The organism is Chelatococcus sp. XZ-Ab1, assembly GCF_029309855.1.
Taxonomy (GTDB): domain Bacteria; phylum Pseudomonadota; class Alphaproteobacteria; order Rhizobiales; family Beijerinckiaceae; genus Chelatococcus_A; species Chelatococcus_A sambhunathii.
Genome location: NZ_JARKII010000001.1, coordinates 360,349 through 386,053, shown reverse-complemented (window position 1 = coordinate 386,053; position 25,705 = coordinate 360,349). Strand labels below are relative to the sequence as shown.

General features: G+C 66.6%; 20 protein-coding genes. 11 read left to right on the top strand and 9 right to left on the bottom strand.

What is annotated here, in order from left to right; genetic code table 11:
• Nucleotides 1–44: 44 nt before the first annotated feature.
• Entirely contained in the window at nucleotides 45–1,943 is a 1,899-nt protein-coding gene (locus P2T65_RS01920; RefSeq protein ID WP_141659640.1) for a Tad domain-containing protein, read from the bottom strand.
• Here P2T65_RS01920 and P2T65_RS01915 point away from each other — a divergent pair.
• Nucleotides 1,919–2,635 (top strand): AzlC family ABC transporter permease, encoded by a 717-nt coding sequence (locus P2T65_RS01915; protein ID WP_055457509.1) that lies wholly within the window; start codon nucleotides 1,919–1,921, stop codon nucleotides 2,633–2,635. The two genes, P2T65_RS01920 and P2T65_RS01915, sit on opposite strands and share 25 nt — an antisense overlap.
• The gene (locus P2T65_RS01910) at nucleotides 2,628–2,933 is read left to right on the top strand and encodes an AzlD domain-containing protein (protein WP_055457510.1); all 306 of its coding nucleotides are present in this window, start codon (nucleotides 2,628–2,630) and stop codon (nucleotides 2,931–2,933) included. Before P2T65_RS01915 ends, P2T65_RS01910 begins: the two co-directional genes overlap by 8 nt.
• A gap of 4 nt (nucleotides 2,934–2,937) precedes the next feature.
• On the opposite strand, the gene P2T65_RS01905 is transcribed toward P2T65_RS01910, so the two are convergent.
• A complete protein-coding gene (locus P2T65_RS01905; RefSeq protein ID WP_276199096.1) occupies nucleotides 2,938–4,320 on the bottom strand; it encodes an adenylate/guanylate cyclase domain-containing protein in 1,383 nt (460 codons plus the stop codon).
• Between the two features lie 238 nt (nucleotides 4,321–4,558).
• On the opposite strand from P2T65_RS01905, the gene P2T65_RS01900 reads away from it, so the two are divergent.
• Nucleotides 4,559–4,825 carry a DUF2798 domain-containing protein gene (locus P2T65_RS01900; protein ID WP_055457512.1) on the top strand — a complete coding sequence of 89 codons (267 nt, stop codon included), beginning with the start codon at nucleotides 4,559–4,561 and terminating at the stop codon, nucleotides 4,823–4,825.
• A 112-nt stretch (nucleotides 4,826–4,937) separates the two neighbouring features.
• Here the strand turns inward: P2T65_RS01900 and rpoD are convergent, their stop codons facing one another.
• Entirely contained in the window at nucleotides 4,938–6,932 is a 1,995-nt protein-coding gene (gene rpoD, locus P2T65_RS01895) for an RNA polymerase sigma factor RpoD (RefSeq protein WP_055457513.1), read from the bottom strand.
• Nucleotides 6,933–7,139: 207 nt separating this feature from the next.
• Nucleotides 7,140–9,104, bottom strand: coding sequence for a DNA primase (gene dnaG, locus P2T65_RS01890; protein ID WP_276199095.1), 1,965 nt, complete (start codon nucleotides 9,102–9,104; stop codon nucleotides 7,140–7,142).
• Between the two features lie 213 nt (nucleotides 9,105–9,317).
• On the opposite strand from dnaG, the gene P2T65_RS01885 reads away from it, so the two are divergent.
• Nucleotides 9,318–9,542, top strand: a complete 225-nt coding sequence (locus tag P2T65_RS01885) for a hypothetical protein (protein ID WP_063189911.1) — start codon at nucleotides 9,318–9,320, stop codon at nucleotides 9,540–9,542.
• A 4-nt stretch (nucleotides 9,543–9,546) separates the two neighbouring features.
• Here the strand turns inward: P2T65_RS01885 and P2T65_RS01880 are convergent, their stop codons facing one another.
• Nucleotides 9,547–9,999 carry a GatB/YqeY domain-containing protein gene (locus tag P2T65_RS01880; protein ID WP_276199094.1) on the bottom strand — a complete coding sequence of 151 codons (453 nt, stop codon included), beginning with the start codon at nucleotides 9,997–9,999 and terminating at the stop codon, nucleotides 9,547–9,549.
• Between the two features lie 166 nt (nucleotides 10,000–10,165).
• On the opposite strand from P2T65_RS01880, the gene carA reads away from it, so the two are divergent.
• From carA to P2T65_RS01860, 4 genes are all read left to right on the top strand, one after another.
• Complete coding sequence (gene carA / locus P2T65_RS01875) at nucleotides 10,166–11,374, top strand: glutamine-hydrolyzing carbamoyl-phosphate synthase small subunit (RefSeq protein ID WP_276199183.1); 1,209 nt, start codon at nucleotides 10,166–10,168, stop codon at nucleotides 11,372–11,374.
• 312 nt (nucleotides 11,375–11,686) lie between these two features.
• On the top strand, nucleotides 11,687–15,013 hold the full coding sequence (gene carB / locus P2T65_RS01870) for a carbamoyl-phosphate synthase large subunit (protein ID WP_276199093.1): 3,327 nt from the start codon (nucleotides 11,687–11,689) through the stop codon (nucleotides 15,011–15,013).
• A gap of 95 nt (nucleotides 15,014–15,108) precedes the next feature.
• Complete coding sequence (gene greA / locus P2T65_RS01865) at nucleotides 15,109–15,582, top strand: transcription elongation factor GreA (protein WP_055457518.1); 474 nt, start codon at nucleotides 15,109–15,111, stop codon at nucleotides 15,580–15,582.
• A gap of 20 nt (nucleotides 15,583–15,602) precedes the next feature.
• Nucleotides 15,603–16,157, top strand: coding sequence for a hypothetical protein (locus P2T65_RS01860; RefSeq protein WP_055457519.1), 555 nt, complete (start codon nucleotides 15,603–15,605; stop codon nucleotides 16,155–16,157).
• Between the two features lie 253 nt (nucleotides 16,158–16,410).
• On the opposite strand, the gene P2T65_RS01855 is transcribed toward P2T65_RS01860, so the two are convergent.
• Complete coding sequence (locus P2T65_RS01855; protein ID WP_055457520.1) at nucleotides 16,411–16,893, bottom strand: Lrp/AsnC family transcriptional regulator; 483 nt, start codon at nucleotides 16,891–16,893, stop codon at nucleotides 16,411–16,413.
• 114 nt (nucleotides 16,894–17,007) lie between these two features.
• On the opposite strand from P2T65_RS01855, the gene P2T65_RS01850 reads away from it, so the two are divergent.
• The 3 genes from P2T65_RS01850 (at nucleotide 17,008) to P2T65_RS01840 (ending at nucleotide 19,964) form a co-directional block, all read left to right on the top strand.
• Nucleotides 17,008–18,012: a mitochondrial fission ELM1 family protein gene (locus P2T65_RS01850; RefSeq protein WP_071924048.1), complete on the top strand. Its 1,005-nt coding sequence runs from the start codon at nucleotides 17,008–17,010 to the stop codon at nucleotides 18,010–18,012.
• A gap of 26 nt (nucleotides 18,013–18,038) precedes the next feature.
• Entirely contained in the window at nucleotides 18,039–19,001 is a 963-nt protein-coding gene (gene trxB / locus P2T65_RS01845) for a thioredoxin-disulfide reductase (RefSeq protein ID WP_055457522.1), read from the top strand.
• 72 nt (nucleotides 19,002–19,073) lie between these two features.
• Complete coding sequence (locus P2T65_RS01840) at nucleotides 19,074–19,964, top strand: LysR family transcriptional regulator (RefSeq protein WP_055457523.1); 891 nt, start codon at nucleotides 19,074–19,076, stop codon at nucleotides 19,962–19,964.
• A 623-nt stretch (nucleotides 19,965–20,587) separates the two neighbouring features.
• On the opposite strand, the gene msrP is transcribed toward P2T65_RS01840, so the two are convergent.
• The 3 genes from msrP to P2T65_RS01825 all read right to left on the bottom strand — a co-directional run bounded on the left by msrP (nucleotide 20,588) and on the right by P2T65_RS01825 (nucleotide 25,660).
• Nucleotides 20,588–21,535 (bottom strand): protein-methionine-sulfoxide reductase catalytic subunit MsrP, encoded by a 948-nt coding sequence (gene msrP, locus P2T65_RS01835; RefSeq protein WP_055457524.1) that lies wholly within the window; start codon nucleotides 21,533–21,535, stop codon nucleotides 20,588–20,590.
• Between the two features lie 93 nt (nucleotides 21,536–21,628).
• Entirely contained in the window at nucleotides 21,629–23,359 is a 1,731-nt protein-coding gene (locus P2T65_RS01830; protein WP_276199092.1) for an AMP-binding protein, read from the bottom strand.
• 246 nt (nucleotides 23,360–23,605) lie between these two features.
• A complete protein-coding gene (locus tag P2T65_RS01825) occupies nucleotides 23,606–25,660 on the bottom strand; it encodes an elongation factor G (RefSeq protein ID WP_276199091.1) in 2,055 nt (684 codons plus the stop codon).
• Nucleotides 25,661–25,705: the final 45 nt, after the last annotated feature.

Sequence of the window (25,705 nt, the reverse complement as noted above, 5' to 3'; positions counted from 1 at the left end):
GACAATACCGTCCGCCGCTGCATGCATGCCATGGCCCGCCAGCTTCATTCGGCGATGCGCAACGCACCGATGTTGCGTGCGATCTCTTCGAAGACGGCGATGATCTCGTCGGGCGTGGCCGCGATATAGGCGAGCCGGTGGCTCGAATCCGTCGGGTCGACGGATGCGCAACTGGTCAAGAGCGAAAGGCCCGCCTTGCTGATGGGCGCATCGGGCGTGGAGAAGGCCACCGTATAGACGATGATGCCCTTCTCCTTGGCATTGGAGCAGGCCTCCAGCGTCTTGCCGTCCATCACCGTGGTGGCCTTGGCAGCAGTGGTCACCCCGCTCGCCAACCGGTTGTTCGTGTAATAGCCGAAGGGCGAGTAGATCGACCTGTTCAGCGTATTGCTCGCCGAGTTCCAAACATTGTCGCCGTCCGTCATCAGGATGATGATCTTGCGGTTGTTCTCCGTGCCATAGGCGCGGCCGTCGGCGAAGGGCGTGTTCGGCGAGATGGTGCGCCAGCCCCACATGAAGCCCTCGAACAGATTGGTATTGCCCGAGGCATTCATGCCATCGATGGCGCTGCGGATCGTCTGCGCGGTGCCGGTGAGGCGCGTCAGCTCGCGCGCGTCACAGCTCGCGTTGGGGCCGCGCGAGTTGCTGCGCTTCGACGAATTTCCACCGATCCTGTATTTGCACACGCGCTGCTGTGCATCGACCTCGGAGCTGGGCGACGACGGCTGACAGGCACTGTTGCTGTCATCGATGTAGCTGTTGGTAAAGCGCCCGCTGTAGATGGTGCTGGTTTGGTCCTTGGTCCCAGGTTCGTCCGGTGCGAACTGCGGCACGAAATAGCTGTTGCCGTCGCTCTGGCTGACCGGCGTGTCCTTGACCCCATGTTCACCGGGTCGTGTTTCGACACATCCAGCCCAATCGACGCCGAGTTCCTTGAAGAGCGCAAAGCGTGTCGCGGGGTTCCAGGCGCCCGACCTCGTGTCGAGCTTGATGTTCTCCCAATGGATCGACGACTTCGCCCCCAGATCCAGCCAGGAGGCCGAGGCCGACGGATTGGTCTTGTTGTAATACTGTGCCCCAACCTTGACCGATAGCGTGAAGGGCACCACCGACATCTTCGTGCGTTCGGCAATGGCCGGGCTGGCGTACATCGTATCGACCAGCTTCTTCGCCGCGTCCTTCGTCGCCGCCATCTTGGTGCGCCCTCCGACATAGGCCCCCATGGAGCCCGAGTTGTCCATGACGAGAGCGATCTCGAAGGTATCGTTGGAAATGACGGTACGGGTATAGGCGCTGATCGGGATGGGGTCCTTGCTGAGCCGCCCGATGTTCATGATGATCGGCGGGTAGGCTGCCGAGGTGTAGAGCTTCATCTCCGTCTGGGCGTTGCTGATCCATATGTCGTCGATACGCGCGGCCGAGCCGCCCATCTTGGCGAGATCCGGTCCCATCATCGCGGCGAAATAGGTTTGCGCAATCGCGAGCAGTTCCGCCTTCGATTTCTGTGAGGCGAGCGGGGCAATGGCCACGATCGTCGCGTCAGTGGCGCGCTGCAGCTTGGTGCGCAAGGTGGCGGCGCGCGAGTAGTCGACCGCGACGCCTATGGAAAAGACAAGCGGCAACAGGGCGAGCGCGAACCAGATGGCGATGTTGCCGCCCTGATCGGCCGAGAACCGGAACAGCAGGTTGGACTTGGACGTCATCCGCGAACCTCGATGGCAACAGGATGACAATGCCACAGAGCCGTAAAGTGCTGGTTTCGCCCGATCCGCGCGTTTCACCGAGCGGCTTAACCGGACGGTAGCGATATTGGCGCCTTTCGGCTCTGCAGGGGATGCGCGGCAGCCGAGCGTCCAGGCCGGTTGACAGGGCGCGAGCCATGCCGGCTTCTCGCGATCTGCATGAGGAAGGACCCACCATGAACGCGCACGGCGCGCCCGCACGGACAACCCGAACGGCGACACTGACCCTGCGCGGGGTCGTCGATGGCGCGCGCGAGATCGCGCCAGTCGCCATCTTCGTCATTCCCTTCGGCATCGCCTTCGGCGCCGCAGCCATCGAGAAGGGGCTATCAGCGCCCCTGTCCGTCCTCATGAGCACTTTCGTCTTCGCCGGCGCCTCACAGTTCGCAGCGCTCGACCTGTGGGCCTCGCCGATGCCCTATCTGATGCTGGCGCTGACGGTCTTCGCGGTGAATGCCCGCCACATCCTGCTCGGCGCGGCACTCGCCCCCTGGCTGCTGCACCTGCCGATGGCCAAGCGCTATGCGGTCCTCAGCGTGCTGAGCGATCCCAACTGGGCGCAGGCCACCCGTGCCCTGCAGCGGGGCGAAACCGACGCGGGGCTCGTTCTCGGCAGCGGGCTGCTCATGTGGATCGCCTGGATCATCGCCACCGCGATCGGCGCCGTGCTCGGCTCGAATCTAGGCGATCTCACCCGTTTCGGCTTCGATGTCCTGATGATCGCGTTCTTCGCCGCGGCCGTCGTCGGCCAGTGGCGCGGCCTGCCGGACCTGGTGCCGTGGCTGGTTGCGGCAACCGTTGCCCTCGCCGGCGCTTGGATACTTCCCTTCGGCTGGCACGTCGTCGCAGGGGCGCTCGCCGGTGGCATCACGGGAGCGCTCAGGCATGGTTGACGAGACGACCGCCCTTCTCGCCATCGCGCTCATGGCCACGGTCACGTTCCTGACCCGGATCGGCGGCGTCGTCATCATGAGCTTCGTGCCGATCACGCCGCGCATCGAGGCCTTCCTACGGCATCTGGCCGTGTCGGTCATCGTGGCGCTGGTGGTGCCTGCCGCCGTCAAGGGCGGACCGACGGCAATGCTGGCGGTGGCGACGGCGGGGCTCGTGATGGTGCTGACGCGCAGCGCCGTCGGCGCCATGCTGGCAGGGGTCGCCTGCGCCGCCCTGCTGAGGGCGCTGCCGATCTGACCTCTCAGGGCCGGTAGACCTCGACCGCGTCACTCAGGCCGTCGAGTTCATATTGGCCAAGCCGGCGTGGATCGGCCCAAAGGCGTTCGACGAAGGCGCGTGTCATCAGCAGGGGCTCGCCGAGCTGGCGGTTGAGCTTGGCGACCCGGCTCGTCACGTTGACGTCCCGCCCCACAACCGTGAAATCGAGCCGGTCGCCTGAGCCGACATTGCCATAGGCTGCCTCGCCATGGTGAAGGGCGATGCCGGCGGCGAGCTGGATGCGCAGTTCGCCCGCCTCATTGGCCGCGGCAAGACGGGCGAGCCCCGACTGGGCGGCATCGAGCGCCGACTGGGCAGCCGCGCCCGTATCGTCCCCCCGGTCGCGGAAGATGGCGAGAAGCCCGTCGCCCATGTATTTCAACACCTCCCCACCCTCGCTCTCGATGGGCGGCACGAGGCAGTCGAAGTAGCCGTTGAGCAGGTCGACCGTCTCCTCCGGCGCGAGATTCGAGGTCAGGCGCGTATAACCGCGCATGTCGGCGAACAGGATCGCCGAGCGGATGCGCGTCACCTCGCCACGCCGCACATCGCCGGACAGCACACGCTTATGCGGCTCATCGCCGATATAGGTGCGCAGCACGTGGCCAAGTGTGATGTAGCCGGCGGTGATCTCCATCACCGCGCCGATGGCCGGCATGACGGCCTCGATCAGCGCCCGGTGCTCAGGCGAGAAGCCTTCGGGGGACTTGGTGGCGAAGGCGATGCCGTTCGCATCGCCGTTGGCGAAGAACACCGGGAAGCACAGATAGTGCGTGTAGCCGGCCTCCTTCAGCTCCGGCACGATGCCGTAGCAGTCGTCCGCGGTCTTCGGCAGCCACAACTGCAACGGCCGGCGAGTCTGGTGCACGGCATGGAAGGGGCTGCGCCGATAGCCGTCGTGCGATTCAACCCGGTATGGGAACGCCTGCAGGGTGACGCCCGCCCCCTTGATCCAGGTGCGCGAAATGGCGGCGTGCAGCGAGTGCAGGGTCTTGATGGTGAGCGACACGCGGTCGATGGGCAGACCCGCGGCCAGCATGCGCTCGCACATGCCGGCGACGATGGCGACGGAATCGCGCATCTGCCGGGCCTCGCTCAAGAGCCAGTCACGCAGCGCGATGCTCGCCCTCAGACCGTCGGGCGACAATTGGCCGGCGAGCATGTAGGTACTGTCGCACTGCGGGCAGTCGAAGAGAGATTGCCCCTTCGGTCGGACGGCGATCTCCGCCTTCTCCATGGCGATCGGCACGCCCGCGCCGACCGGTGCCGCCACCTTTCCCGGCACGGCATCGACCATGGGGGAATCGGGCGCATCGACATGGGACGCCGCGAGAGGTGGGCGGGAGGTGATCTCTTCCGTGGTCATGGCTTCGTATATTGGGATCGGCGGGCGCTCGCGCCAAGGGGGCACGGCATCGAATTCCTCCCTTGCCGCAGTTTGTGCTTGGCAAGCGACGGCTCTGCGGCTAGCAACACGCCGCACCGCACAATAACGCGGCGCCGTAAGCGTCCGACGTCAGGCAACGCATCACATGAGCCGCCGCAGGCGGGGTGATGCGTTCGCAGACCCCTGATCGCCTCCGGTGGCAACCGGATTTCAGACCATGACCGAAACCACGCAACCGCGGCGCGTCAGGCTGCCCGCCCGTTACGCCGGAATCGTGATGCCTTTCGTGCTCTCGATCATCATGACCTTTATCGTCTCGGGCATCTCGACCCTGATGAACGTCGGGCTGCGACCGGAATTCCTTTCACTCTGGCCCGCCGCCTGGGGCCTGTCCTGGCTCGTCGCGTTCCCGACGCTGCTCCTCGTGACGCCGGTCGCACGCCGCATCGTGGGGCTTCTCGTCCATCCGCCGTCAGCCCCCTGACGCGGAAATGCCCGGCCCGCCTCCTCCGCGGAAGAAGCGCCGGACATTCCGCCGTCGCAGGTCAAAAGAAAAGGGCGGCCTTTCGGCCGCCCTTCTTCCCCGTCCGGGACGATCAGTTGTCGAGGAAGCTGCGCAGCTTGCGCGAGCGGCTCGGGTGCTTGAGCTTGCGCAGCGCCTTGGCCTCGATCTGGCGGATACGCTCGCGCGTCACCGAGAACTGCTGGCCGACCTCCTCGAGGGTGTGATCGGTGTTCATGCCGATGCCGAAGCGCATCCGGAGCACGCGCTCCTCGCGCGGCGTGAGCGAAGCGAGCACGCGCGTCGTGGTCTCGCGCAGGTTGGACTGGATCGCCGCATCGATGGGCAGGACGGCGTTCTTGTCCTCGATGAAGTCGCCGAGGTGGCTGTCCTCCTCGTCGCCGATGGGCGTCTCGAGCGACACCGGCTCCTTGGCGATCTTCAGCACCTTGCGCACCTTCTCGAGCGGCATGGCGAGCTTCTCGGCCAGTTCCTCCGGCGTCGGCTCGCGGCCGATCTCGTGCAGCATCTGCCGGCTGGTGCGGACGATCTTGTTGATGGTCTCGATCATGTGCACCGGGATCCGGATGGTGCGCGCCTGGTCCGCGATGGAGCGCGTGATGGCCTGGCGGATCCACCAGGTGGCGTAGGTCGAGAACTTGTAGCCGCGCCGGTACTCGAACTTGTCGACCGCCTTCATGAGGCCGATGTTGCCCTCCTGGATGAGGTCCAGGAACTGCAGGCCGCGGTTCGTGTACTTCTTGGCGATGGAGATGACGAGCCTGAGGTTCGCCTCGATCATCTCCTTCTTCGCCTGGCGCGCCTCGCGCTCGCCCTTCTGCACCATGGCGACAATCTTGCGGAACTCGAGGATCTCGAGCCCCGTCTCGGAGGCGAGCGTCTGGATCTCCTGGCGCAGGTCCTTGATACGGTCCTTCTCGTTGGCGACGAAGTCGCGCCAGCCGCGCGTGCCGAGCTTGGAGACGCGCAGCACCCATTTGGGGTCGAGCTCGGCGCCCTGGTGCTGGCGCAGGAAGTCCTCGCGCGCCACGCCATAGCTTTCGGCAAGGCGCATCAGCCGGCCCTCGAGGCCGATCAGCCGCTTGTTGATGTCGTAGAGCTGCTCGACCAGCGCATCGATGCGGTTCTGGTTGAGCGACAGCGACTTCACGTCGACGATGATGTCGTCCTTGAGCTTCTTGTACTTGCGCTCCTGGGAAGGCGACAGCTTCAGGTTCTGCAGACGATTCTCGATGTCCTGGTCCTGCAGGCGGCGCAGCTTCTTGTAGTTCTCGGCGATGTTGTCGAAGATCTCGAGGACGCGGGGCTTCAGTTCCGCCTCCATGGCCGACAGGGAGACGTTGTTCTCCATGTCGTCCTCGTCCATCTCGCCTTCCGCCTCGGCGATGGCGCTCTCGTCCTCGCCGGCCGCTTCGTCGCTGTCCTCGCCGTCCTCGGCGACGCGCGGGGCGCCCTTGCCTTCGGGATCGGCATAGGTCGCCTCGAGGTCGATGATGTCGCGCAGGAGGACGCGGCCTTCGACGAGTTCGTCGCGCCAGATGATGATGGCCTGGAAGGTGAGCGGGCTCTCGCACAGGCCGGCGATCATGGCCTCGCGGCCGGCCTCGATGCGCTTGGCGATGGCGATCTCGCCTTCGCGCGAGAGAAGCTCGACGGAGCCCATCTCGCGCAGATACATGCGCACGGGATCGTCGGTTCGCTCGGCGGGCTCGCTCTTCGTCTCGACCTTGGCCGGCAGGGCCGAGCGCGTCGCGTCGACGAGGTCGCCACCGTCGACCTCCTCTTCCTCGTTCTCGCCGCCCTCGGCGTTGGCGTCGTCCGCCTCTTCCGACTCGATGACGTTGATACCCATCTCGTTGAGCTGGGCGAGCACGTCCTCGATCTGCTCGGAGGAGAACTCCTCCGAGGGCAGGACCTCGTTCAACTCGTCATAGGTGACGTAGCCGCGCTTCTTGGCGAGCTTGATCATCCGCTTGACAGCGGCGTCGGTCAGGTCGAGCAGCGGGCTGTCGGTTTGCGTTTCCGCCGTTTCCTGCGTCTCGTCCCGTTCCGTCGTTTTCGTCGCCATATCTGACTGCTCCACTCGCCCCGGTCCATCGCGCCCGGCAGGCTCTCCAGCTGCAACAGACGAAAAGGCAGCGCCGGCACGGGCCGGGCCACCCGATCACTCATCTGCCGATCAAGCCAAAGATCGTTTGCCTAACCGTTAACCATCTCCCGGCTTCACCTGTCGACCACAACTTTCGTGGCCGGTGCATCTTGCCTGCGGCCCGCATCATGAGGTACGTCCCGGTACGAGGTTTCCCGCCTGCGTCCGGACCGCCTCCACCTCCGCCTCGGCACCGTCGAGCGATGTTATCTGCGCCTGCAGGTCGCACAACAGCACGAGGTTGGCCTCGCTGTCGTCCTGCGCCAATGCGCGCTCGGCCGCCTTCAACTCGCTATGTAGCGAGCGGCGGCGCCTTTGCAAGATGATGGCCTGACGCAGGGCATTCTCCACATCCGACAAATCGGCGCCAGATTCAAGTACCCACGCGTCACCGGGCCGCACCGCACGGCGGAACTGCTCGACAACGGGACCGAGCCCTGCCCGCTCCAACCGTCCGACGATGGCCGCGCCGTCGCTCGTTCCCTCGGCCGCCGCATCGACGAGCGCCGCCCTGAAGCGCGCCGCCTGGGCATCCGAAAAGTCGAGCGTCGCAATGGCCTCGCAGTGCTCCTCGAGCAGGCGCGGATGCACGAGGAGCGTCATGAGGATCAAGGCCTCACGCGGCGAAACCGCGGGTGCGCTGGCGGCGAACAGCGGATGCCGGGCGAGCAATGGGCTCGCCTTCGGCACGGACGCAACGGCGCCGCGCTGGCCCGCACCGCCGCGCCAGTGGCCGGGCGCGCGGCCGTAGCCGCGCTGCCCCCCGCCGTCACGGCCGCGCCAGGAACCGCCGCGACCGCCTGCTGCTGCCGGCATCGCGCCGGCGGGCGCCATCTCGCCGAGCCGCGCCATCAAATCTGCGCGATAATGCCGGCGCAACACTTCGTCCCGAACCCGGCCAAGCACCTCGCCGATGCGCCGCTCCAGCGCCGCCCGCCGCTCGGGCGTATCGAGCGGCCCGGCCTCCAGTTCGCGCGCCCACAGCATGTCGGACAAGGGCCGCGCCTGCGCCAGCACCGCCTCCATCGCCGCCGGCCCGCGGCTGCGCACGAGGTCGTCCGGATCCTGTCCCTCCGGCAAGAGGGCGAAGCGCAGCGACTTGCCCGGTTGCAGGGCCGGCAGCGCCACGTCGATGGCGCGGAAGGCGGCGCGCTGGCCGGCCTTGTCGCCGTCGAAGCACAGGATCGGCTCATCGGCCATGCGCCACAGGAGGGTGAGTTGCTCCTCCGTCAGCGCCGTGCCGAGCGGTGCGACGGCGTGGTGAATGCCTGCGGCGCTCAACGCGATGACGTCGACATAGCCCTCGACGGCGATGACCCCGCCCCTGTCGTGCGCCGCCTTGCGGGCCTGATGGTGGTTGTAGAGGAGCCGCCCCTTGTGGAAGAGCGGGGTTTCGGGCGAATTGAGGTATTTCGCCGGCACGTCGGCGCTCATCGCCCGCCCGCCGAAGGCGATCACCCGCCCGCGCACGTCCGCGATGGGAAACATCACCCGGTCGCGGAAGCGGTCGTAGGGGACGGCGACGTCCTCGCCCGTCACCAGCAGCCCCGCTTCGACCATCATCTCCGACGGCACGCCCTTGGCCGCGAGATGGTCGCGCAGCGCGAAGCGGTCGGCCGGCGCATAGCCGATGCGGAAGCGCCGCTGGATGTCGGGCCCGAGGCCGCGGCCGGCGAGATAGTCCCGCGCCTTCGCCCCCTCGCGCGCGGCGAGCGCCGCCTCGAAGAAAGACGCGGCGAGCTCGAGCACGTCGTGCAGGCTCTTGCGCTTCTCCTCCTCGGCGGCCGCCTCGCGCGAGACCTTCGGCAGCGTCACGCCCGCCTCGGCCGCGAGCCGCTCCACCGCCTCGGGGAAGGAGAGCCCGTCGACCTCCATGAGAAAGGTGAAGATGTCGCCGTGCTTGCCGGAGGAGAAGCAGTGATAGAAGCCCTTCTGGTCGTTGACGTAGAAGGAAGGCGTCTTCTCGGCGTTGAAGGGCGACAGGCCCTTCCACTCGCGCCCCGCCTTGATCAGGCGCACGCGCTTGCCCACCACCGCCGTCACCGGCAGCCGCGCCCTGATCTCCTCGAGGATGGAAGGCGGAAAACGCATCGTCCTGCCTTTGCTCTAACGCATCCTAGCCGAAAGCGCACCGCGTGCGTGTCACCCCGGCGCAAAGCAGTTGGCGGACGAGCTTATCAACGCAATCCACAGGCTTCTCCGAATCCGGGCCCGGGTTCAACCGGCTCGCCAGAGTATCACGCAGCGGCGCCCGCCCGGGCGGGGATCGTTTGACATGCCCCGTCAACCACTCGACAATTGGTCATGGCCGAGGGATCGGACAACATCATCCTGCGCTACCTGAAGCGCATCGACGAGAAGGTCGATGCGCTACGCGAGGACAATCGCGAGATCAAGCAGCGCCCCGGCCTTCTCGAGCAACGATACGGGCTGCTCGAGCAGCAATACGCCTCGTTGTCATCCCGCATCGACCGTATCGAGGCCCGCCTCGACCGTATCGAGAAGAGGCTCGATCTCGTCGAGGTCTGACGGCTCACCCCGCGAGCTTGGCCTTCACCATCGCGCTCGCCTTGGCGAAATCCATGCGCCCGGCATATTTCGCCTTCAGGGCGCCGATGACCTTGCCCATGTCCTTGATGCCGGCGGCCCCGGTCTCGGCGATGGCGGCGTCGATCGCCGCGCCGACCTCGGCCTCGTCCATCAGCTGGGGCAGGAAGGAGGCGATGACGGCGATCTCGCCCCGCTCCTGCTCGGCGAGTTCCGGCCGGCCGCCCTTCTCGTAGATCTCGGCCGATTCCTGGCGCTGCTTGATCATCTTCTGCAGCATGGCGAGGATCTCCTCCTCGCTCGCCTCGCCGCGGCCGGCGCCGCGGGCCTCGATGTCCTTGTCCTTGAGGGCGGCCTGGATGAGCCGCACGGTCGCGAGCCGCGGCTTGTCGCCCGCCCGCATGGCTTCCTTCATGGCTTCGGTGAAGCGTGCGCGCATGACGATCCTCTCGTTGTTATGGCTTCCATCACGACAAGTACATTGACGCCGGCGCCCGCGCTTCTTAGGTTCCGCCGCCAGTGGCGCGGACGGCCGCAAGCGGCCGGCCCGGTTTTTCATGGCCGGACGTGATGGCGTCGGCCGAGGGCTTAAACTGATCATGGCGATGCTGCAAGACGACGCAATGGCGGGCGGTTGGCAAGAGCCGCGCGCAACCGCTGTCCTCGTCCTGGCGGACGGCACCGTGCTCGAGGGCTTCGGCCTCGGCGCAACAGGCGAATCGACCGGCGAGGTCTGCTTCAACACGGCGATGACGGGCTACGAGGAAATCCTCACGGACCCCTCCTACGCCGGGCAGATCATCACCTTCACCTTTCCCCACATCGGCAATGTCGGCGTCAACGACGAGGACATCGAGACGGTCAACATGGCCGCCTCGGCCGAGGTGCGCGGCATCATCGTCCACGCCAACGTGACGGAGCCCTCGAACTGGCGCGCAACGCGCCACCTCGACGCCTGGCTCAAGGCCCGCGGCATCGTCGGCCTGTCCGGCATCGACACCCGCGCGCTCACCGCTCTCATCCGCGAGAAGGGCATGCCCAATGCCGTCATCGCGCATGATCCTGCCGGAGATTTCGACATCGAGCGCCTGAAGAAGCGTGCAGCCGAGGTACCATCGATGGACGGGCTTGACCTCGTGCCCCTCGTCGGCACCACGCAGCGCTACGAATGGGACGAAACGACGTGGGTGCTCGGCCAAGGCTATGGCCGACGCGAAGGCGAGGCCAGGCGCCATGTCGTTGCGGTGGATTACGGTGTCAAGCGCAACATCCTGCGCCTGCTCGCGGCCCGCGGCTGCAAGGTCACCGTCGTGCCGGCGACTGCGACCGCCGAGGACGTTCTCGCCCTCTCACCTGATGGCGTCTTCCTCTCCAACGGCCCGGGCGACCCCGCCGCGACCGGCGAGTACGCCGTGCCGCTAATCCGCACGCTGCTTGACAGGAAGGTGCCGACCTTCGGCATCTGCCTCGGCCACCAGATGCTCGGCCTCGCCGTGGGGGCGAAGACGGCCAAGATGCACCAGGGCCACCACGGCGCAAACCATCCGGTCAAGGACCACATGACCGGCAAGGTCGAGATCGTGTCCATGAACCACGGCTTCGCCATCGACCGCGACAGCCTGCCGGAGAATGTCGAGGAGACGCATGTCTCGCTCTTCGACGGCTCCAATTGCGGCATCGCGCTGAAGGACCGCCCCGCCTTCTCCGTCCAGCACCACCCGGAAGCCTCGCCCGGCCCGCAGGACAGCCATTATCTCTTCGACCGCTTCGTGGAGATGATGGACAGGCACAAGCCCGCCACCGAGCGGGCCTGAGGGAACCGGCGCCGGCGGTGCCGAACGGGCTCTTGCCGGACCGGCTGCGATCCGCGAGCCTTGTCGGCGCCACCGCTGCGCCGGCCATATGAGCGCGCGGCTCGGGCGCGTTCGCGCGCAGGGCGCACAACCCTTTCCACGTCGACGATTCTCGTCTAAGAGGGCCGGAACGTGGACGGAGCAAGCTCCCCGCCACGCACTCACGGGGACGCGCTCCGGCTCTCAGAAGGCCGATGGCGCGGCCTTTTTTTATGTGCCCGGCCGATCCCGTGCCGGGCGCCCCAGGTCACGACGAAGACGCGAGCGACACGCATGCCCAAACGCACCGACATCGCCTCGATCCTCATCATCGGCGCCGGGCCGATCGTCATCGGACAGGCGTGCGAGTTCGACTATTCGGGCACCCAGGCCTGCAAGGCGCTGAAGGCGGAAGGCTACCGCATCATCCTCGTCAATTCGAACCCGGCGACGATCATGACCGATCCCGATCTCGCCGACGCGACCTATGTCGAGCCGATCACGCCCGAGATCGTGGCGAAGATCATCGAGAAGGAGCGCCCCGACGCCCTGCTGCCGACCATGGGCGGCCAGACGGCGCTCAACTGCGCCCTGTCGCTCAAGAAGATGGGCGTGCTCGAGAAATTCGGCGTCGAGATGATCGGCGCCACCGCCGAGGCGATCGACAAGGCTGAGGACCGCGAGCTCTTCCGCGAGGCGATGACCAAGATCGGCCTCGACACGCCGAAGTCGCACCACATCGACAATCTCGCCGACGCCTTGAAGGCCCTCGACGACATCGGCCTGCCGGCCATCATCCGCCCCTCCTTCACGCTCGGCGGCACTGGCGGCGGCATCGCCTACAACAAGGAAGAGTTCATCGACATCGTCGAGCGCGGCATCGACGCCTCCCCGACCAACGAGGTGCTGATCGAGGAGAGCGTGCTCGGCTGGAAGGAGTACGAGATGGAGGTCGTCCGCGACAAGGCGGACAACTGCATCATCGTCTGCTCCATCGAGAACATCGACCCGATGGGCGTGCATACGGGCGATTCCATCACCGTGGCACCGGCGCTGACGCTGACGGACAAGGAATACCAGATCATGCGCGACGCCTCGCTCGCCGTGCTGCGCGAGATCGGCGTCGAGACCGGCGGCTCCAACGTCCAGTTCGCCGTCAATCCGGCGAACGGGCGCATGATCGTGATCGAGATGAACCCGCGCGTCTCGCGCTCGTCGGCCCTGGCGTCAAAGGCGACCGGCTTCCCCATCGCCAAGGTCGCGGCCAGGCTCGCGGTCGGCTACACGCTCGACGAGATCGCCAACGACATCACCGGCGGGGCGACGCCCGCCTCCTTCGAGCCGACGATCGACTACGTCGTCACCAAAATCCCGCGCTTCGCCTTCGAGAAGTTCCCCGGCGCCGCGCCGGTGCTGACGACGGCCATGAAGTCGGTCGGCGAGGCGATGGCCATCGGCCGCACTTTCCAGGAGAGCCTGCAGAAGGCCCTGCGCTCGCTGGAGACGGGCCTCACCGGCCTCGACGAGATCGAGATCCCCGGCCTCGGCCAGGGCGACGACAAGAATGCCATCAAGGCCGCCCTCGGCACGCCGACGCCGGAGCGCCTCCTCAACGTCGCCCAGGCCTTGCGGCTCGGCGTCGATGCTGACCAGATCCACGAGACCTGCAAGATCGACCCCTGGTTCATCGCGCAGATGCAAGGCATCGTCGAGACGGAGGCCAAGGTCCGCAAATACGGCCTGCCGGCGACGCCCGGCGCCTTCAGGCAGCTGAAGGCCATGGGCTTCTCGGATGCGCGCCTCGCCGTCCTCGCCGGCAAGAGCGAGGAGGAAGTCAAGGCCCTGCGCCGCTCGCTCGGCGTGCGCCCGGTCTTCAAGCGCATCGACACCTGCGCAGCCGAATTCGCATCCCCAACCGCCTACATGTACTCGACCTATGCGGCCCCCTTCGCCGGCACCCTTGCAGACGAGGCGCGGCCTTCGGACGCGAAGAAGGTCGTCATCCTCGGCGGCGGGCCAAACCGCATCGGCCAGGGCATCGAGTTCGACTACTGCTGCTGCCATGCCTGCTTCGCTCTCGACGAGGCGGGCTACGAGACCATCATGGTCAACTGCAACCCGGAGACGGTCTCGACCGACTACGACACCTCAGACCGGCTCTATTTCGAGCCGCTGACGGCGGAGGACGTCATCGAGATCATCGACACCGAGCGGCAGAATGGCACACTGCACGGCGTCATCGTGCAGTTCGGCGGGCAGACGCCCCTGAAGCTGGCCCGCGCGCTGGAGGAGCACAAGGTGCCGATCCTCGGCACCTCGCCCGATGCCATCGACCTTGCCGAGGACCGTGACCGCTTCAAGCGCCTGCTCGACCGGCTCGGCCTCAAGCAGCCGAAGAATGGCATCGCCTATTCCGTCGAGCAGGCCCGGCTCGTCGCCGCCGAGGTCGGCCTGCCGCTCGTCGTGCGCCCGTCCTACGTCCTCGGCGGCCGTGCGATGGCCATCATCCGCGACGAGGACACCTTCGGCGACTACCTGCTCGGCACGCTGCCGGCCTTGGTGCCGCACGACATCAAGGCGCGCTATCCCAACGACAAGACCGGCCAGATCAACACCCTGCTGGGCAAGAACCCTCTGCTCTTCGACCGCTACCTGTCGGACGCCATCGAGGTGGACGTCGACTGCCTCTGCGACGGCAAGGACGTCTTCATCGCCGGCATCATGGAGCACATCGAGGAAGCCGGCATCCACTCCGGCGACTCGGCCTGCTCGCTGCCGCCCCGCTCGCTCTCGCCCGAGACGCTGGAGGAACTGGAGCGCCAGACGAAGGCCCTCGCCCTCGCCTTGGACGTCGGCGGCCTCATGAACGTGCAGTACGCCATCAAGAACGGCGACATCTACGTGCTCGAAGTCAATCCGCGCGCCTCGCGCACGGTGCCCTTCGTCGCCAAGGTCATCGGCGAGCCCATCGCCAAGATCGCTGCCCGCATCATGGCCGGCGAGAAGCTGGCCGCTTTCGGCCTGAAACCCAAGGAGCTGGCACATATCGGCGTGAAGGAGGCCGTATTCCCATTCGCCCGCTTCCCCGGCGTCGATGTGCTGCTCGGCCCGGAGATGCGCTCGACCGGCGAGGTCATGGGCCTCGACACCTCCTTCGGGGTTGCCTTCGCCAAGAGCCAGCTCGGCGGCGGCACCAAGGTGCCGAAGAACGGCACAGTCTTCGTCTCCGTCCGCGACGCCGACAAGGACCGGATCCTGCCGGTGGTCAAGACGCTCGCCGAGCTCGGCTTTGCCGTGGTGGCGACGAGCGGCACCCAGCGCTTCCTCGCCGAGAAGGGCGTTGCAGCCGAGCGGATCAACAAGGTCCTGGAAGGCCGGCCGAATGTCGTCGATGCCATCAAGAACGGCTCGATCCACCTCGTCTTCAACACGACGGAAGGCGCTCAGGCCCTGCACGACTCGCGCGAGCTGCGCCGCGCGGCCCTCTTGCATAAGGTGCCCTATTACACCACTCTTGCCGGTGCGGCCGCCGCCGCCGAAGGTATCAGGGCCTATCTCGCCGGCGACCTCGAGGTGCGAGCGTTGCAGGAGTACTGGCCGGCCGGCTCGAAGAGCGCCTAGGCGAGACGCAGGCCGCAACACGTCGAGTTTCATCACGCGTCACGGGGTACGATTGCGGCCCCGGACGGCGTCTTTGTTGTGAGAGAACGTACGCGATGGAAAAGATCCCGATGACCGCCTCAGGCTATGCGGCCCTCGAAGCGGAGCTCAAGCGCCGCCAGCAGGAGGAGCGTCCGCGCATCATCCAGGCGATCGCCGAGGCGCGTGCGCTCGGCGACCTCTCGGAGAACGCGGAATATCACGCCGCCAAGGAAGCGCAGAGCCTCAACGAGGGCCGCATCCAGGAGCTCGAGAGCCTCCTGTCGCGCGCCGACGTCATCGACCTCAGCAAGCTCAACGGCAAGACAGTGAAGTTCGGCGCCACCGTGACCCTCGTCGACGAGGACACGGAGGAGGAGAAGGTCTACCAGATCGTCGGCGAGCCCGAGGCAGACGTCCATTCCGGCCGCGTCTCGATCACCTCCCCCGTGGCCCGCGCCCTCATCGGCAAATCCATCGGCGACAGCGTCGAGGTGGTGACCCCAGGCGGCGGCAAGTCGTACGAGATCATCAACGTCCGCTTCGGCTGATCCGCATTCGGAGGCCTTCCATGGCAACGGTGTCGCGTCGTCACCTGCTCGGCATGGCCGCGCTCGCCGGAACGCTGGCGCTCGGCGCCTGCGTTGCGCCGGCAACGACGCCGCTGCCGGCGGGCGAGGCCGGAGCGCTGCGCCTCTCGGCCATCTCGGTCGACATCTCGGCGCTGGTCGCCCAGGGCCAGGGCCCCTTCGCGACGCTCGTCGGCGACAGCCTGTCGGATGCGCTCACGAACGCCTTCGCCGACCGGCTCGCGCCGCGCGACCGCACGGCACCGCGCCTCGTCGTGCGCCTGAAGAGCCTCACCTTGTCGGCCTGGTCAGGAGGCTCCTCGATCCGCATCGACGGCAGGGATTTCGCCGAGGGCGGCTCCGACAGCGACTATCTCGACGGCGAGGCGCTCATCGTCGGCCGCCGCGGCGAGATCGAGGCGCGCTACCCGATCCTCTTCGCCCTGCCGTCGAGCTATTCCGGCCCGTGGTATCTCGCCGACAACGAACAGCGCCGCGCCGCCACCATAGCCCAGCTCTACGCCGACTGGGTCAAGCGCAAGATCGTCGGACGGTAGGCCCGGGCGCCTCTCTGGCACACCGCGACATCGCGCCGGTCGAGCCGATCCAAATAGCGCCCGCAGCGCTCGTTCGATCCTCACCGTCGTCATGCCCGCGCTTGTCGCGGGCATCCACGCCTTAGAAAATTCCTGCAAAGTCAGAAGGCGTGGATGGCCGGGACAAGCCCGGCCAAGACGGCGGGGGATGCCGGGCCAGCGATCCCGATGCCGACTGATCGATAACCCGACCCTCCAGCCCGCCGATCCGCCCCTACCCCACCCTCGATCCGTCCGCCATGGGTACAATCGGCTCGTCCTTGACGAGGTCGAGCGTCAGCGCCGTGCGCACGTTGCGCACGTTCGGCATTGCTGTCAGTTCCAGCACGAAGGACTGGAAGGAGCGCAGGTCTGGCGCCACGCATTTGAGGAGGAAGTCCGTCTCGCCCGACAGGGTCCAGCATTCGCGCACCAGCGGCATCTGGCGGATGCGCGCGGCGAAGGCCTCGAGGTCCGCCTCGGCCTGGCTCGCGAGATTGACCATGGCAAAGCAGGTGACATCATAGCCCAGGCGCCGCTGGTCGAGGATCGCCCGGTAGCCCCGGATGATGCCTGCTTCCTCGAGCGCCCGCACGCGGCGCAGGCAGGGAGGCGCGGAAAGTCCGGCGCGGCGCGCCAGTTCCACATTGGTGATACGGCCGTCTGCCTGGAGCTCCTTCAGGATCTTCCAGTCCGTCGCGTCGAGTTCCACGCGCAAGCGCGATTATCCTTCTCGCAGGTGCCGGACGATTGCGTCATGCGACGTGGCACGGGCACGGTGATCGCCTGATTTAGTATGATTCGGGCGCCAAATTCGCAAGAGAGTCTCACGATGTTGCACGCCGATAGCGCCTGGATTCTCACCGACGGCAAGGCGGGCGACGAAACCCAGTGCCTCGGCCTCGCGGCCGCGCTCGGCATCGAGCCGCAGTTGCGTCGCATCGCCCCCCGGCCGCCCTGGTCGTGGCTGATGCCTTGGGGGCCCATCGATCCGCGCGAGGCGTCCGGGCAGCCCGCGAGCCCCATCGCACCGCCCTTTCCCGACCTTGTCATCGCCTCCGGCCGCCGCGCCGTGCCTTATCTGCGCCACGTCAAGCACGCTTCCGGCGGACGCACCTTCACCGTCTTCCTGAAGGATCCCCGCACCGGAACCTCCGCCGCCGATTTCATCTGGGTCGGCGAGCACGACCGCCTGCGCGGCGAGAACGTCATGGCAACGCTGACGCCGCCGCATCGCATCTCGGCTGCGCGGATCGCCGCCGCCAGGGCTGCGCCGCCGGCCATCCTCGCTGCCCTTCCCCTGCCCCGCGCAGCCGTCCTCGTTGGGGGCGACAGCCGGCACCACACCTTCACGCCTGCCGACATCGCCGGCTTCGTCACAAATCTCAAGTCACTGCGGGCGAGTGGCGTCTCGCTGATGATCACGGCCTCGCGGCGCACGCCGCCGGCGCTGCGCACCGCGCTCGCTGATCTCGCCGAGGAGGAGAATGTCTATCTGTGGGACGGCCGTGGCGACAATCCCTATGTCGCCATGCTCGCCCTCGCGGACGCCGTGGTCGTCACGGCCGATTCGACCAACATGGCCGGCGAAGCGGCGGTCACGGGCCGGCCGGTGCTCGTCTTCGAGCCGAGCGGCGGCCATCCGCGCCTCAAAGCGTTGCTGGAAGGTCTCAGGGGCGCAGGAATTGTGCACGCCTTTCGGGGGAGACTTGAAGGAAGCGCATACCAGCCCTTAGATTCAACGCCGAGCATTGCAGAGGCTGTCGCCCGGGCCTACGAGGCCCATCGTAGGCGCTTCCTCTCTTCACCCCGCGACGCTCCTGTCGCAGACGCCTGAAAGGGCGAACAGTCGATCGGTCCGCCATGACGCACACGCATGCTAAGGTCCTCATCCTGGGCTCCGGCCCGGCCGGCTATACCGCTGCCATCTATGCCGCCCGCGCCATGCTGGAGCCGGTGCTCGTCACCGGGCTGCAGCAGGGCGGCCAGCTCACCATCACGACCGACGTCGAGAACTATCCCGGCTTTGCCGATGTCATTCAGGGGCCCTGGCTGATGGAGCAGATGCGCCTGCAGGCCGAACATGTCGGCACGCGCATCGTGAGCGACTATATTTGCGCCGTAGACCTGTCGCAGCGGCCTTTCCGTCTCACCGGCGACGGCGGGGACACCTACAGCTGCGATGCGCTGATCATCGCCACCGGTGCGCAGGCCAAGTGGCTCGGCCTGCCGTCGGAGGAGGCCTTCCAGGGTTTCGGCGTGTCGGCCTGTGCCACCTGCGACGGCTTCTTCTTCCGTGGCAAGGAGGTCGTCGTCGTCGGCGGCGGCAACACGGCCGTGGAGGAGGCGCTTTACCTTGCCAACATCGCCGCCAAGGTCACGCTGGTACACCGCCGCGACGAGTTGCGCGCCGAGCGCATCCTGCAGGATCGCCTGTTCCAGCATCCGAAGATCGAAGTGGTTTGGGACACAGCGCTCGAGGAGATCTGCGGCGAGGGTACGCCTCCCTCGGTAACGCACGTGCGCCTCAGGAATCTCAAGACCGGCGCTGTCAGCCAGCGCCGCACGGACGGCGTCTTCATCGCCATCGGCCACAAGCCGGCGAGCGAGCTCTTCATCGGGCAACTCGACATGAGCCCGAGCGGCTACATCCGGACCGAGCCGGGCACGACGCGTACGAACGTCGAGGGTGTCTTCGCCGCTGGCGATGTCACCGACGATGTCTATCGGCAGGCGGTCACGGCCGCCGGCCTTGGCTGCATGGCCGCACTCGATGCCGAGCGCTGGCTCGCTGCCCGCGAGGCCACCCTCGAGGCGGCCGAATAACCAACGAGGAAACGCGACGGCGGCCCCCCGGGTGCTGCCGGCACAACAGGCGGAAGGCCAGCGGGGGCGGCCGTGGATTGGGACAAGATCAGGATTTTCTACACTGTCGCGGAGGCAGGCAGCTTCACGCGTGCCGGCGATGATCTCGGGCTCAGCCAGTCGGCCGTCAGCCGGCAGGTGAGCGCGCTCGAGCGCGAGTTGAAGGCCCCGCTCTTCCACCGCCATGCCAGAGGCCTCATCCTGACCGAGCAGGGAGAACTGCTCTTCCGCGCCGCGCGCGACATGACCATGCGGCTCGATGCGACACGGGCTCGCCTTGCCGAGTCGCGCGAGCGCCCGTCGGGCACCCTGCGCGTGACGACGACGCTCGGCCTCGGCACCAACTGGCTGACGCCTCGCATCGGCGAGTTCTTGGATCACTACCCGGACGTGCGGGTGGAGCTCATCCTGTCGGACGAGGAACTCGATCTTTCGATGCGCCAGGCCGACGTCGCCATCCGCCTGCGCCAGCCCGTGCAAGGCGACCTCATCCAGCGCCGCCTGTTCACGGTGCACTTCCACGTCTATGCATCCACCGAATATCTCAAGCGCTTCGGCCAGCCTGAGAAGCTGGTGGACCTCGACAACCACCGCATCCTGTCCTTCGGCGGCTCGATGCCGCATTACCTTCTGGCCGTGCACTGGCTGGCGACAGCGGGCCGTGATCCGAAGGATCCGCGCCCCTACCATCTCGTTGTCAACAATATCACGGCGCTGAAGAAGGCTGTCGAGCGGGGCGCCGGCATCGCAGTACTGCCCGATTACATCGTCGAACCTGGCCTCGGGCTCGTGCAGATTCTGACCGATGTCGAAATGCCTTCGCTGGAGAGCTATCTCGTCTATCCGGAAGAGATGAAGAACGTTGCGCGGGTGCAGGTCTTCCGCGATTTCCTGATCGGCAAGGCGCAGCGCTGGACCTACTGAACCGCTGAATCGGTGCGGGATATATTCAGGCTTTTGAAGCGGAATTATGACATATGACCTGCATAAACATGCGGCATCTGCATAGCTGACATGCCCCATGTTGCATTGCAAAAAGGCAGGAAAAGGCCGATATCAATCGTGGCTGAAGGCGATGGGCTCCGCACCTCCTCCCGGCGTAGAGCCCATTTCGGCCGTTCCCCTCTGGAAGTGTTCCGACCTTGGTCGGACATGACTTAGGCCGGGTTCCCTCAGGAACCCGGCCTTTTTTCTTGGCATTTGCCGCGAGCGACTCGTGCGCCGTGCCCCTGGACGATGCCGACGCTGGATGCATGGCTGACATGTCCCCGCCTGCGTTGCGGAAGCGCTGCCGAAGGACCATATCACTCATGGCTGAAGGCGATGGGCTCCGCACCTCCTCCCGGCGTAGAGCCCATTTCGGCCGTTCCCCTCTGGAAGTGTTCCGGCTTCGGTCGGACATGACTTCAGGCCGGGTTCCCTCAGGAACCCGGCCTTTTTCTTGTGCACCTCAAATCTTGCACAATCTTTGACGGCAAAGGGCGCAAGCGCATTGCATCTCCTGCGCGGGGACGCTCGCAATGCTGCAGGAGCGGATCCCGGTCCACCTAGAGGAAGAGTTTTTCGCCCACGAGGCCGCTATAGAGCCCGGCCACGAACGCGCCATAGCCGTTGTAGATCTGCGTGGGGAACATCTCGCCCGTACCGATCATCTCCTCTGCGGCCTGGCTCCAGCGCGGATGCGGCACCGCGGGATTCACATTCGCCCAGAAGCCGTATTCGGAGGGCTGCAGCGCCTCCCAGAAGCTCGTCGGCCGCGTCTCGGAGAAGGAAATGCGGTTGATCGATTTGATGGACTTGAAGCCGTATTTCCACGGCACGGCGAGGCGCAGCGGCGCGCCCATCACTTTCGGCAGTGGCTTGCCGTAGGCGCCAGTGACGAGGAAGGCGAGTTCGTTCGTCGCCTCGGCGATGGTCAGGCCCTCGGTATAGGGCCACGGATACCACGTTTGGCGCTGCCCGGGGGCGATCTTCGGGTCGTGGAAGGTCTGCATGACGACGTATTTCGCCGAACCGAGCGGGCGCGCGCGCTTCACGAAGGCGCTGAAGGCAAAACCCGTCCACGGCACAGCCATGGCCCAGGCCTCCACGCAGCGGTGCCGATAGAGCCGCTCCTCCAGCGGCATGGTCTTGAGGAGTTCGTCCAGGCCGATCTCGAAAGGCCGCTCGACGAGCCCGTCGACCTTGATGGTCCATGGATCGCTCACGAGCGCCTCGGCCCCGGCGGCGACGCGCTTGTGGGAGCCGAACTCGTAGAAATTGTTGTAAGCGGTGTTGATCTCCTCCGGAGTCACGCTTCGGTCGAGCACGAAACGCTCGTTGCGCGGCGCGGGATAGAGCCCGGCGGCCGCCTCTTGGGCCCGAGCCGTGCGACCGGCGCCCAGCATGACAAGGCCCGCAGCGCCGGCCAGGAAGGATCGGCGGTCGAAGAAGATGGCTTCCGATGTGGCCACCGATTCCGGCAGGCGCCAGCCGGGTTGTGTCCTGATCAGCATGGATGCGCTCCCGAGGCGGATCCGCCCGTCGTGAAAAGGGGTAGAGCCGTGCGCGGCCGGCGACAATTCACGCCTTCGGGAGCGCGCGCCGGATCAGGGGTGTCCGCCGGCCTGCGCCTCGTCCCTGAGGGCCCGGCGCAACACCTTGCCAACATTTGTCTTCGGCAGGCTGTCGCGGAAAACGATGCGGCGCGGCACCTTGTAGGAGGTGAGGTTCTCGCGCGCGAAGGCACGCAATTCCTCCTCCGTCAGGCTCTCGTCCCGCTTGACGATATAGGCGAGCACCGCCTCGCCCGAGTGCTCGTCCGGCTGCCCGACAACTGCCGCCTCCAGTACCTTCGGATGGCGGACGAGGACATCCTCGACCTCGTTGGGATAGACGTTGAAGCCGGAGACCAGCACCATGTCCTTCATGCGGTCGACAATGCGGAAGGACCCCTCCTCCGCCTCGACGGCGAGGTCTCCGGTGCGGAAATAGCCGTCGGCGGTCATCACCTTCGCCGTCTCGTCGGGGCGCTGCCAGTATCCTGCCATCACCTGCGGGCCGCGCACGCACAATTCCCCGACTTCGCCGAAGGGAACATCAGTATTGTCGAGGCTGCGGATGGCGACATCCGTCGACGGCAGCGGAAAGCCGATGGTACCGGTGAACTCCTCGATATCGAGCCGGTTCGCTGAGACGACCGGCGACGTCTCGGACAGGCCGTAGCCCTCGATGATTGGCTTGCCGCTGATGTCCTTCCAGCGCTTGGCCACCGCTGCCTGGGTCGCCATGCCGCCCGCGATGCACAATTGCACGGGCGAGAAGTCGACCTCCCCGATACCGGAATGATGGGCAAGCGCGTTGTAGAGCGTGTTGACGCCGCTGATCATGGTGAAGGGCCGCGATTTCAGCGTCTTCACGAAGCCGGCGATGTCGCGCGGATTGGCGATGAGCAAGCCGCAGGCCCCGATGCGCATCATCATCATGCAGCACACGGTGAGGGAGAAGATGTGATAGAGCGGCAGCGCCGTCACCATGATGTGGCGGCTTCCGTCGGTCTTCACCCAGCCCTCGAGCCAGGCCTTCATCTGCGCGACATTGGCCGTGATGTTGCCGTGGGTGAGCACGGCGCCCTTGGCGACTCCGGTCGTCCCGCCCGTGTATTGCAGGAAGGCCACGTCCTGCGGCGTCAGGGCAACCGGATCGGGCGCCCGCCGCCGCCCCTCGGCAAGGACCGCCGCGAAACGGACGGCGCCCGGAATGCTGAAGGGCTTCACTGCCTTCTTCACGTGCCGGGAGACGAGATTGACGATGGCGCCCTTGAGGCCCATCAGGTCTCCCGGCGTGGCGATGACGACCTGATCGAGCTTCATCTGCGGCAGCGCCTCGGCCACCGTGTGGGCGAAGTTCTCGAGCACCACGAGCACGCGGGCCCCCGCGTCGTTCACCTGGTGCGCCAGTTCGCGCGGCGTATAGAGCGGGTTGACGTTGACGACCGTGCAGCCGGCGATGAGCACGCCGAACATCGCCGCCGGAAAGGCGAGGACGTTCGGCATCATCAGGGCCACGCGATCGCTCTTGTTGATGCCGCGGGCCTGCAGCCACGATGCCATTGCCTCGGCGGCGGCGCGCAGTCCGGCGTAGGTGAGTTCCTTGCCGAAGCTCTCGAACGCCGGCCGGCCGGCGAAGTCGCGCGTCGCGTCGTAGAAGAGGTCGGCGAGCGTGCCGAGATGGCTGATGTCGATTTCCGCGGCGACTGTCGGCGGATAGGACCGCAGCCATGGCCGCCTCGCCATCAGTTGCTCGTTGGTCCCGTGTCGCGTCTCGATCGCCTCCACCATGACGTTCTCCCGCTCATGTTCCCGGCCGGTTGCACCGGCTCTTCGCGCATTGTCTTTCAGGCGGGAAAAACTGTCGATAGAGGCGGGATTCGGCGTCGAAATGCCCCCATGAAAGCGCCTGCAGCCGCCCACCGGCCGCATCGACGCGACCACGCAGCGCAGGAAACTGCGCAAAAGCGGGGAGAATCATCCCTCGCCCTTTTCGCGCGGGCGAAGAGGGCGAGGGATGATCGAACCTGCGCCTCCTCAGCCGCCGGTTGCCGCTGCGCGGGCCATGACGACCTGATCGGCCGCTTTGCCGCTGAGTTCCGCCAGATGGTCGAACCGCGCCGAGAAGCTGCCGACACCAGCAGTGGCCGAACGCAACTCGACGATGAGGTCATCCATCTCGGCCTCCGGGATCATGGCGTTCACCAGGTCCCAGCCGAGCCAGCCCGGTCGCCCGTCATAGCCGAGGATCTGCCCCCGCCGTGCCGAGATGATCGCCGTCGCCTTGGACATTGCCTCCGTCGGCACGGCGATCTCCACGGCCAGCATCGGCTCGAGCAGCACCGGCTTGGCATTCGGCAGCATCTCGGCCATGGCGAGTCTTGCCGCAGCGCGGAAGGCCATGTCGGAGGAATCGACCGTATGGTACGAACCGTCGGTGAGCGTCACCTTCATGTCGACGACGGGAAAGCCGAGCGGTCCCTTCTCCGCCGCCTCGCGCACGCCGATCTCCACTGAGGGAATGTACTGCTTGGGCACGACGCCACCGGTGATCGTGTCGGTGAAGACGATGCCTTCGCCGCGCGGCAGCGGCTCGACATGGAGCACGACGTCCCCGAACTGGCCGTGACCACCCGACTGTTTCTTGTGGCGCCCACGGGCTTGGGCCGCGTGGCGGATGGTCTCGCGATAGGCGATCTGCGGCTTGCGCACGTCGACCGTAACGCCGAAGCGCGACGCGAGCCGCGCGATGGCGACGCGCAGGTGCATCTCGCCCTGGCCGCACAGACGCATCTCGCCGAGGTCGGGCCGCTGCTCGAGCACGAGCGAGGGATCCTCCTCGACGATCTTTCCGAGCGCCGTCGTCAGCCGCACGTCGTCCTTGCGGTCGCGCACGAGGAGCGCCAGCGAGAAGACGGGATCGGGCGGAGCGACGGAGACGATTGCCGTCGGGCGTTCCTTGCCGACTGCGAAGGCATCGGAGGTCGCGACATTGTCAACCCGGGCGAAGGCGACCGTCTCGCCTTCCTCCGCCGTGGTCCGGCGGCTCTGCCCCTGGCCCTTCAGGTCGACAATGCCGGCAACGCGCGCCTCCCCCCCGCGCGACGATACGACCGTGTCGCCCTCGGAGATAGGGCCGCGCAGCACGCGCGCCAGCGTCAGCTTGCCGCCCTGGCCGTTGTGGCTCGTCTTCATCGCGAAGGCGAGCGGCGGCCCTTCCTCGGGCACGCCGAGGCGAGCCCGCGTCGCGGCGAGGCGCGGCGCTTCGTGGCGCAGCGCCTTGAGTAGGCGCGTGACCCCGTTGCCGCGCTCGGCCGAACCGAAGAGCACCGGCACGACATGCATGTCGCGCAGTTCGCGCGAGAGATCGTCGAACACCCTGTCGCGCGGCGGCTCGATCTCCTCGACGAGATCCTCCATGAGTTCGTCGTCGTAGTCGGCGAGCCGCTCGAGCATCGAGAAGCGCGCCTCCTTCTCGCGACCGACCTCGGTGACGGGAAGGTCGATCACCTCGCTCGCGGCATATTCGCGATAGACGAAGGCTCGCTCCAGGGCGAGGTCGATAAAGCCGATGGCTATGCCATCCTTCCATATGGGAATCTGGCGCAGCAGGAGCGGCGTGCGCGAGGCTCTCTGCAGGCTGGCGAGCGTCTCGCGCACGCGCCGGCTCGCCGCATCGATCTTGTTGAGAAAGAGGAAGCGCGGCACATCCGCCTCCTCGAGCTCGCGCATGACGAGTTCGAGTGCCGGCACCTTGCGGTCGTCCGCCTCGCAGACGACGACGGCTGCATCACAGGCCGGCAGGACAGTGCGCATGTCGTGCAGGAACTCGATCGAACCGGGGCAATCGACGAAGGTGAAGCGCTCGCCGAGGAAATCGCCGCTCGCGACGTTCGGCTCGATGCTCATGCCCTGCGCCCGCGCTTCGGGCGAGGCATCGCCGATCGTGTTCCGGTCCGCCACCTTCCCCTGCCGGTCGATCGCCCCCATGCGGGCGAGACAGGCCTCCATCAGGCTGGTCTTGCCACTCTGGTAGGGGCCGACGATGGCGATGCACCGGGGCCCCGCTCGTTCTCTACCGCTGGCATCCATGGCCGCCTCTCCCTCGCATGACGGCCACGAGGGCCGTCATGTGAT

What these genes read in the sequence shown, in the direction of transcription:
- P2T65_RS01905 (WP_276199096.1), bottom strand. Translation starts at nt 4,320, where the DNA reads ATGACCACGGAAGAGATCACCTCCCGCCCACCTCTCGCGGCGTCCCAT.
- carA (WP_276199183.1), top strand. Translation starts at nt 10,166, where the DNA reads ATGCTGCAAGACGACGCAATGGCGGGCGGTTGGCAAGAGCCGCGCGCA.
- P2T65_RS01880 (WP_276199094.1), bottom strand. Translation starts at nt 9,999, where the DNA reads ATGCGCGCACGCTTCACCGAAGCCATGAAGGAAGCCATGCGGGCGGGC.
- P2T65_RS01860 (WP_055457519.1), top strand. Translation starts at nt 15,603, where the DNA reads ATGGCAACGGTGTCGCGTCGTCACCTGCTCGGCATGGCCGCGCTCGCC.
- carB (WP_276199093.1), top strand. Translation starts at nt 11,687, where the DNA reads ATGCCCAAACGCACCGACATCGCCTCGATCCTCATCATCGGCGCCGGG.
- trxB (WP_055457522.1), top strand. Translation starts at nt 18,039, where the DNA reads ATGACGCACACGCATGCTAAGGTCCTCATCCTGGGCTCCGGCCCGGCC.
- P2T65_RS01825 (WP_276199091.1), bottom strand. Translation starts at nt 25,660, where the DNA reads ATGGATGCCAGCGGTAGAGAACGAGCGGGGCCCCGGTGCATCGCCATC.
- P2T65_RS01830 (WP_276199092.1), bottom strand. Translation starts at nt 23,359, where the DNA reads ATGGTGGAGGCGATCGAGACGCGACACGGGACCAACGAGCAACTGATG.
- P2T65_RS01850 (WP_071924048.1), top strand. Translation starts at nt 17,008, where the DNA reads ATGTTGCACGCCGATAGCGCCTGGATTCTCACCGACGGCAAGGCGGGC.
- rpoD (WP_055457513.1), bottom strand. Translation starts at nt 6,932, where the DNA reads ATGGCGACGAAAACGACGGAACGGGACGAGACGCAGGAAACGGCGGAA.
- P2T65_RS01900 (WP_055457512.1), top strand. Translation starts at nt 4,559, where the DNA reads ATGACCGAAACCACGCAACCGCGGCGCGTCAGGCTGCCCGCCCGTTAC.
- P2T65_RS01910 (WP_055457510.1), top strand. Translation starts at nt 2,628, where the DNA reads ATGGTTGACGAGACGACCGCCCTTCTCGCCATCGCGCTCATGGCCACG.
- msrP (WP_055457524.1), bottom strand. Translation starts at nt 21,535, where the DNA reads ATGCTGATCAGGACACAACCCGGCTGGCGCCTGCCGGAATCGGTGGCC.
- greA (WP_055457518.1), top strand. Translation starts at nt 15,109, where the DNA reads ATGGAAAAGATCCCGATGACCGCCTCAGGCTATGCGGCCCTCGAAGCG.
- P2T65_RS01915 (WP_055457509.1), top strand. Translation starts at nt 1,919, where the DNA reads ATGAACGCGCACGGCGCGCCCGCACGGACAACCCGAACGGCGACACTG.
- P2T65_RS01885 (WP_063189911.1), top strand. Translation starts at nt 9,318, where the DNA reads ATGGCCGAGGGATCGGACAACATCATCCTGCGCTACCTGAAGCGCATC.
- dnaG (WP_276199095.1), bottom strand. Translation starts at nt 9,104, where the DNA reads ATGCGTTTTCCGCCTTCCATCCTCGAGGAGATCAGGGCGCGGCTGCCG.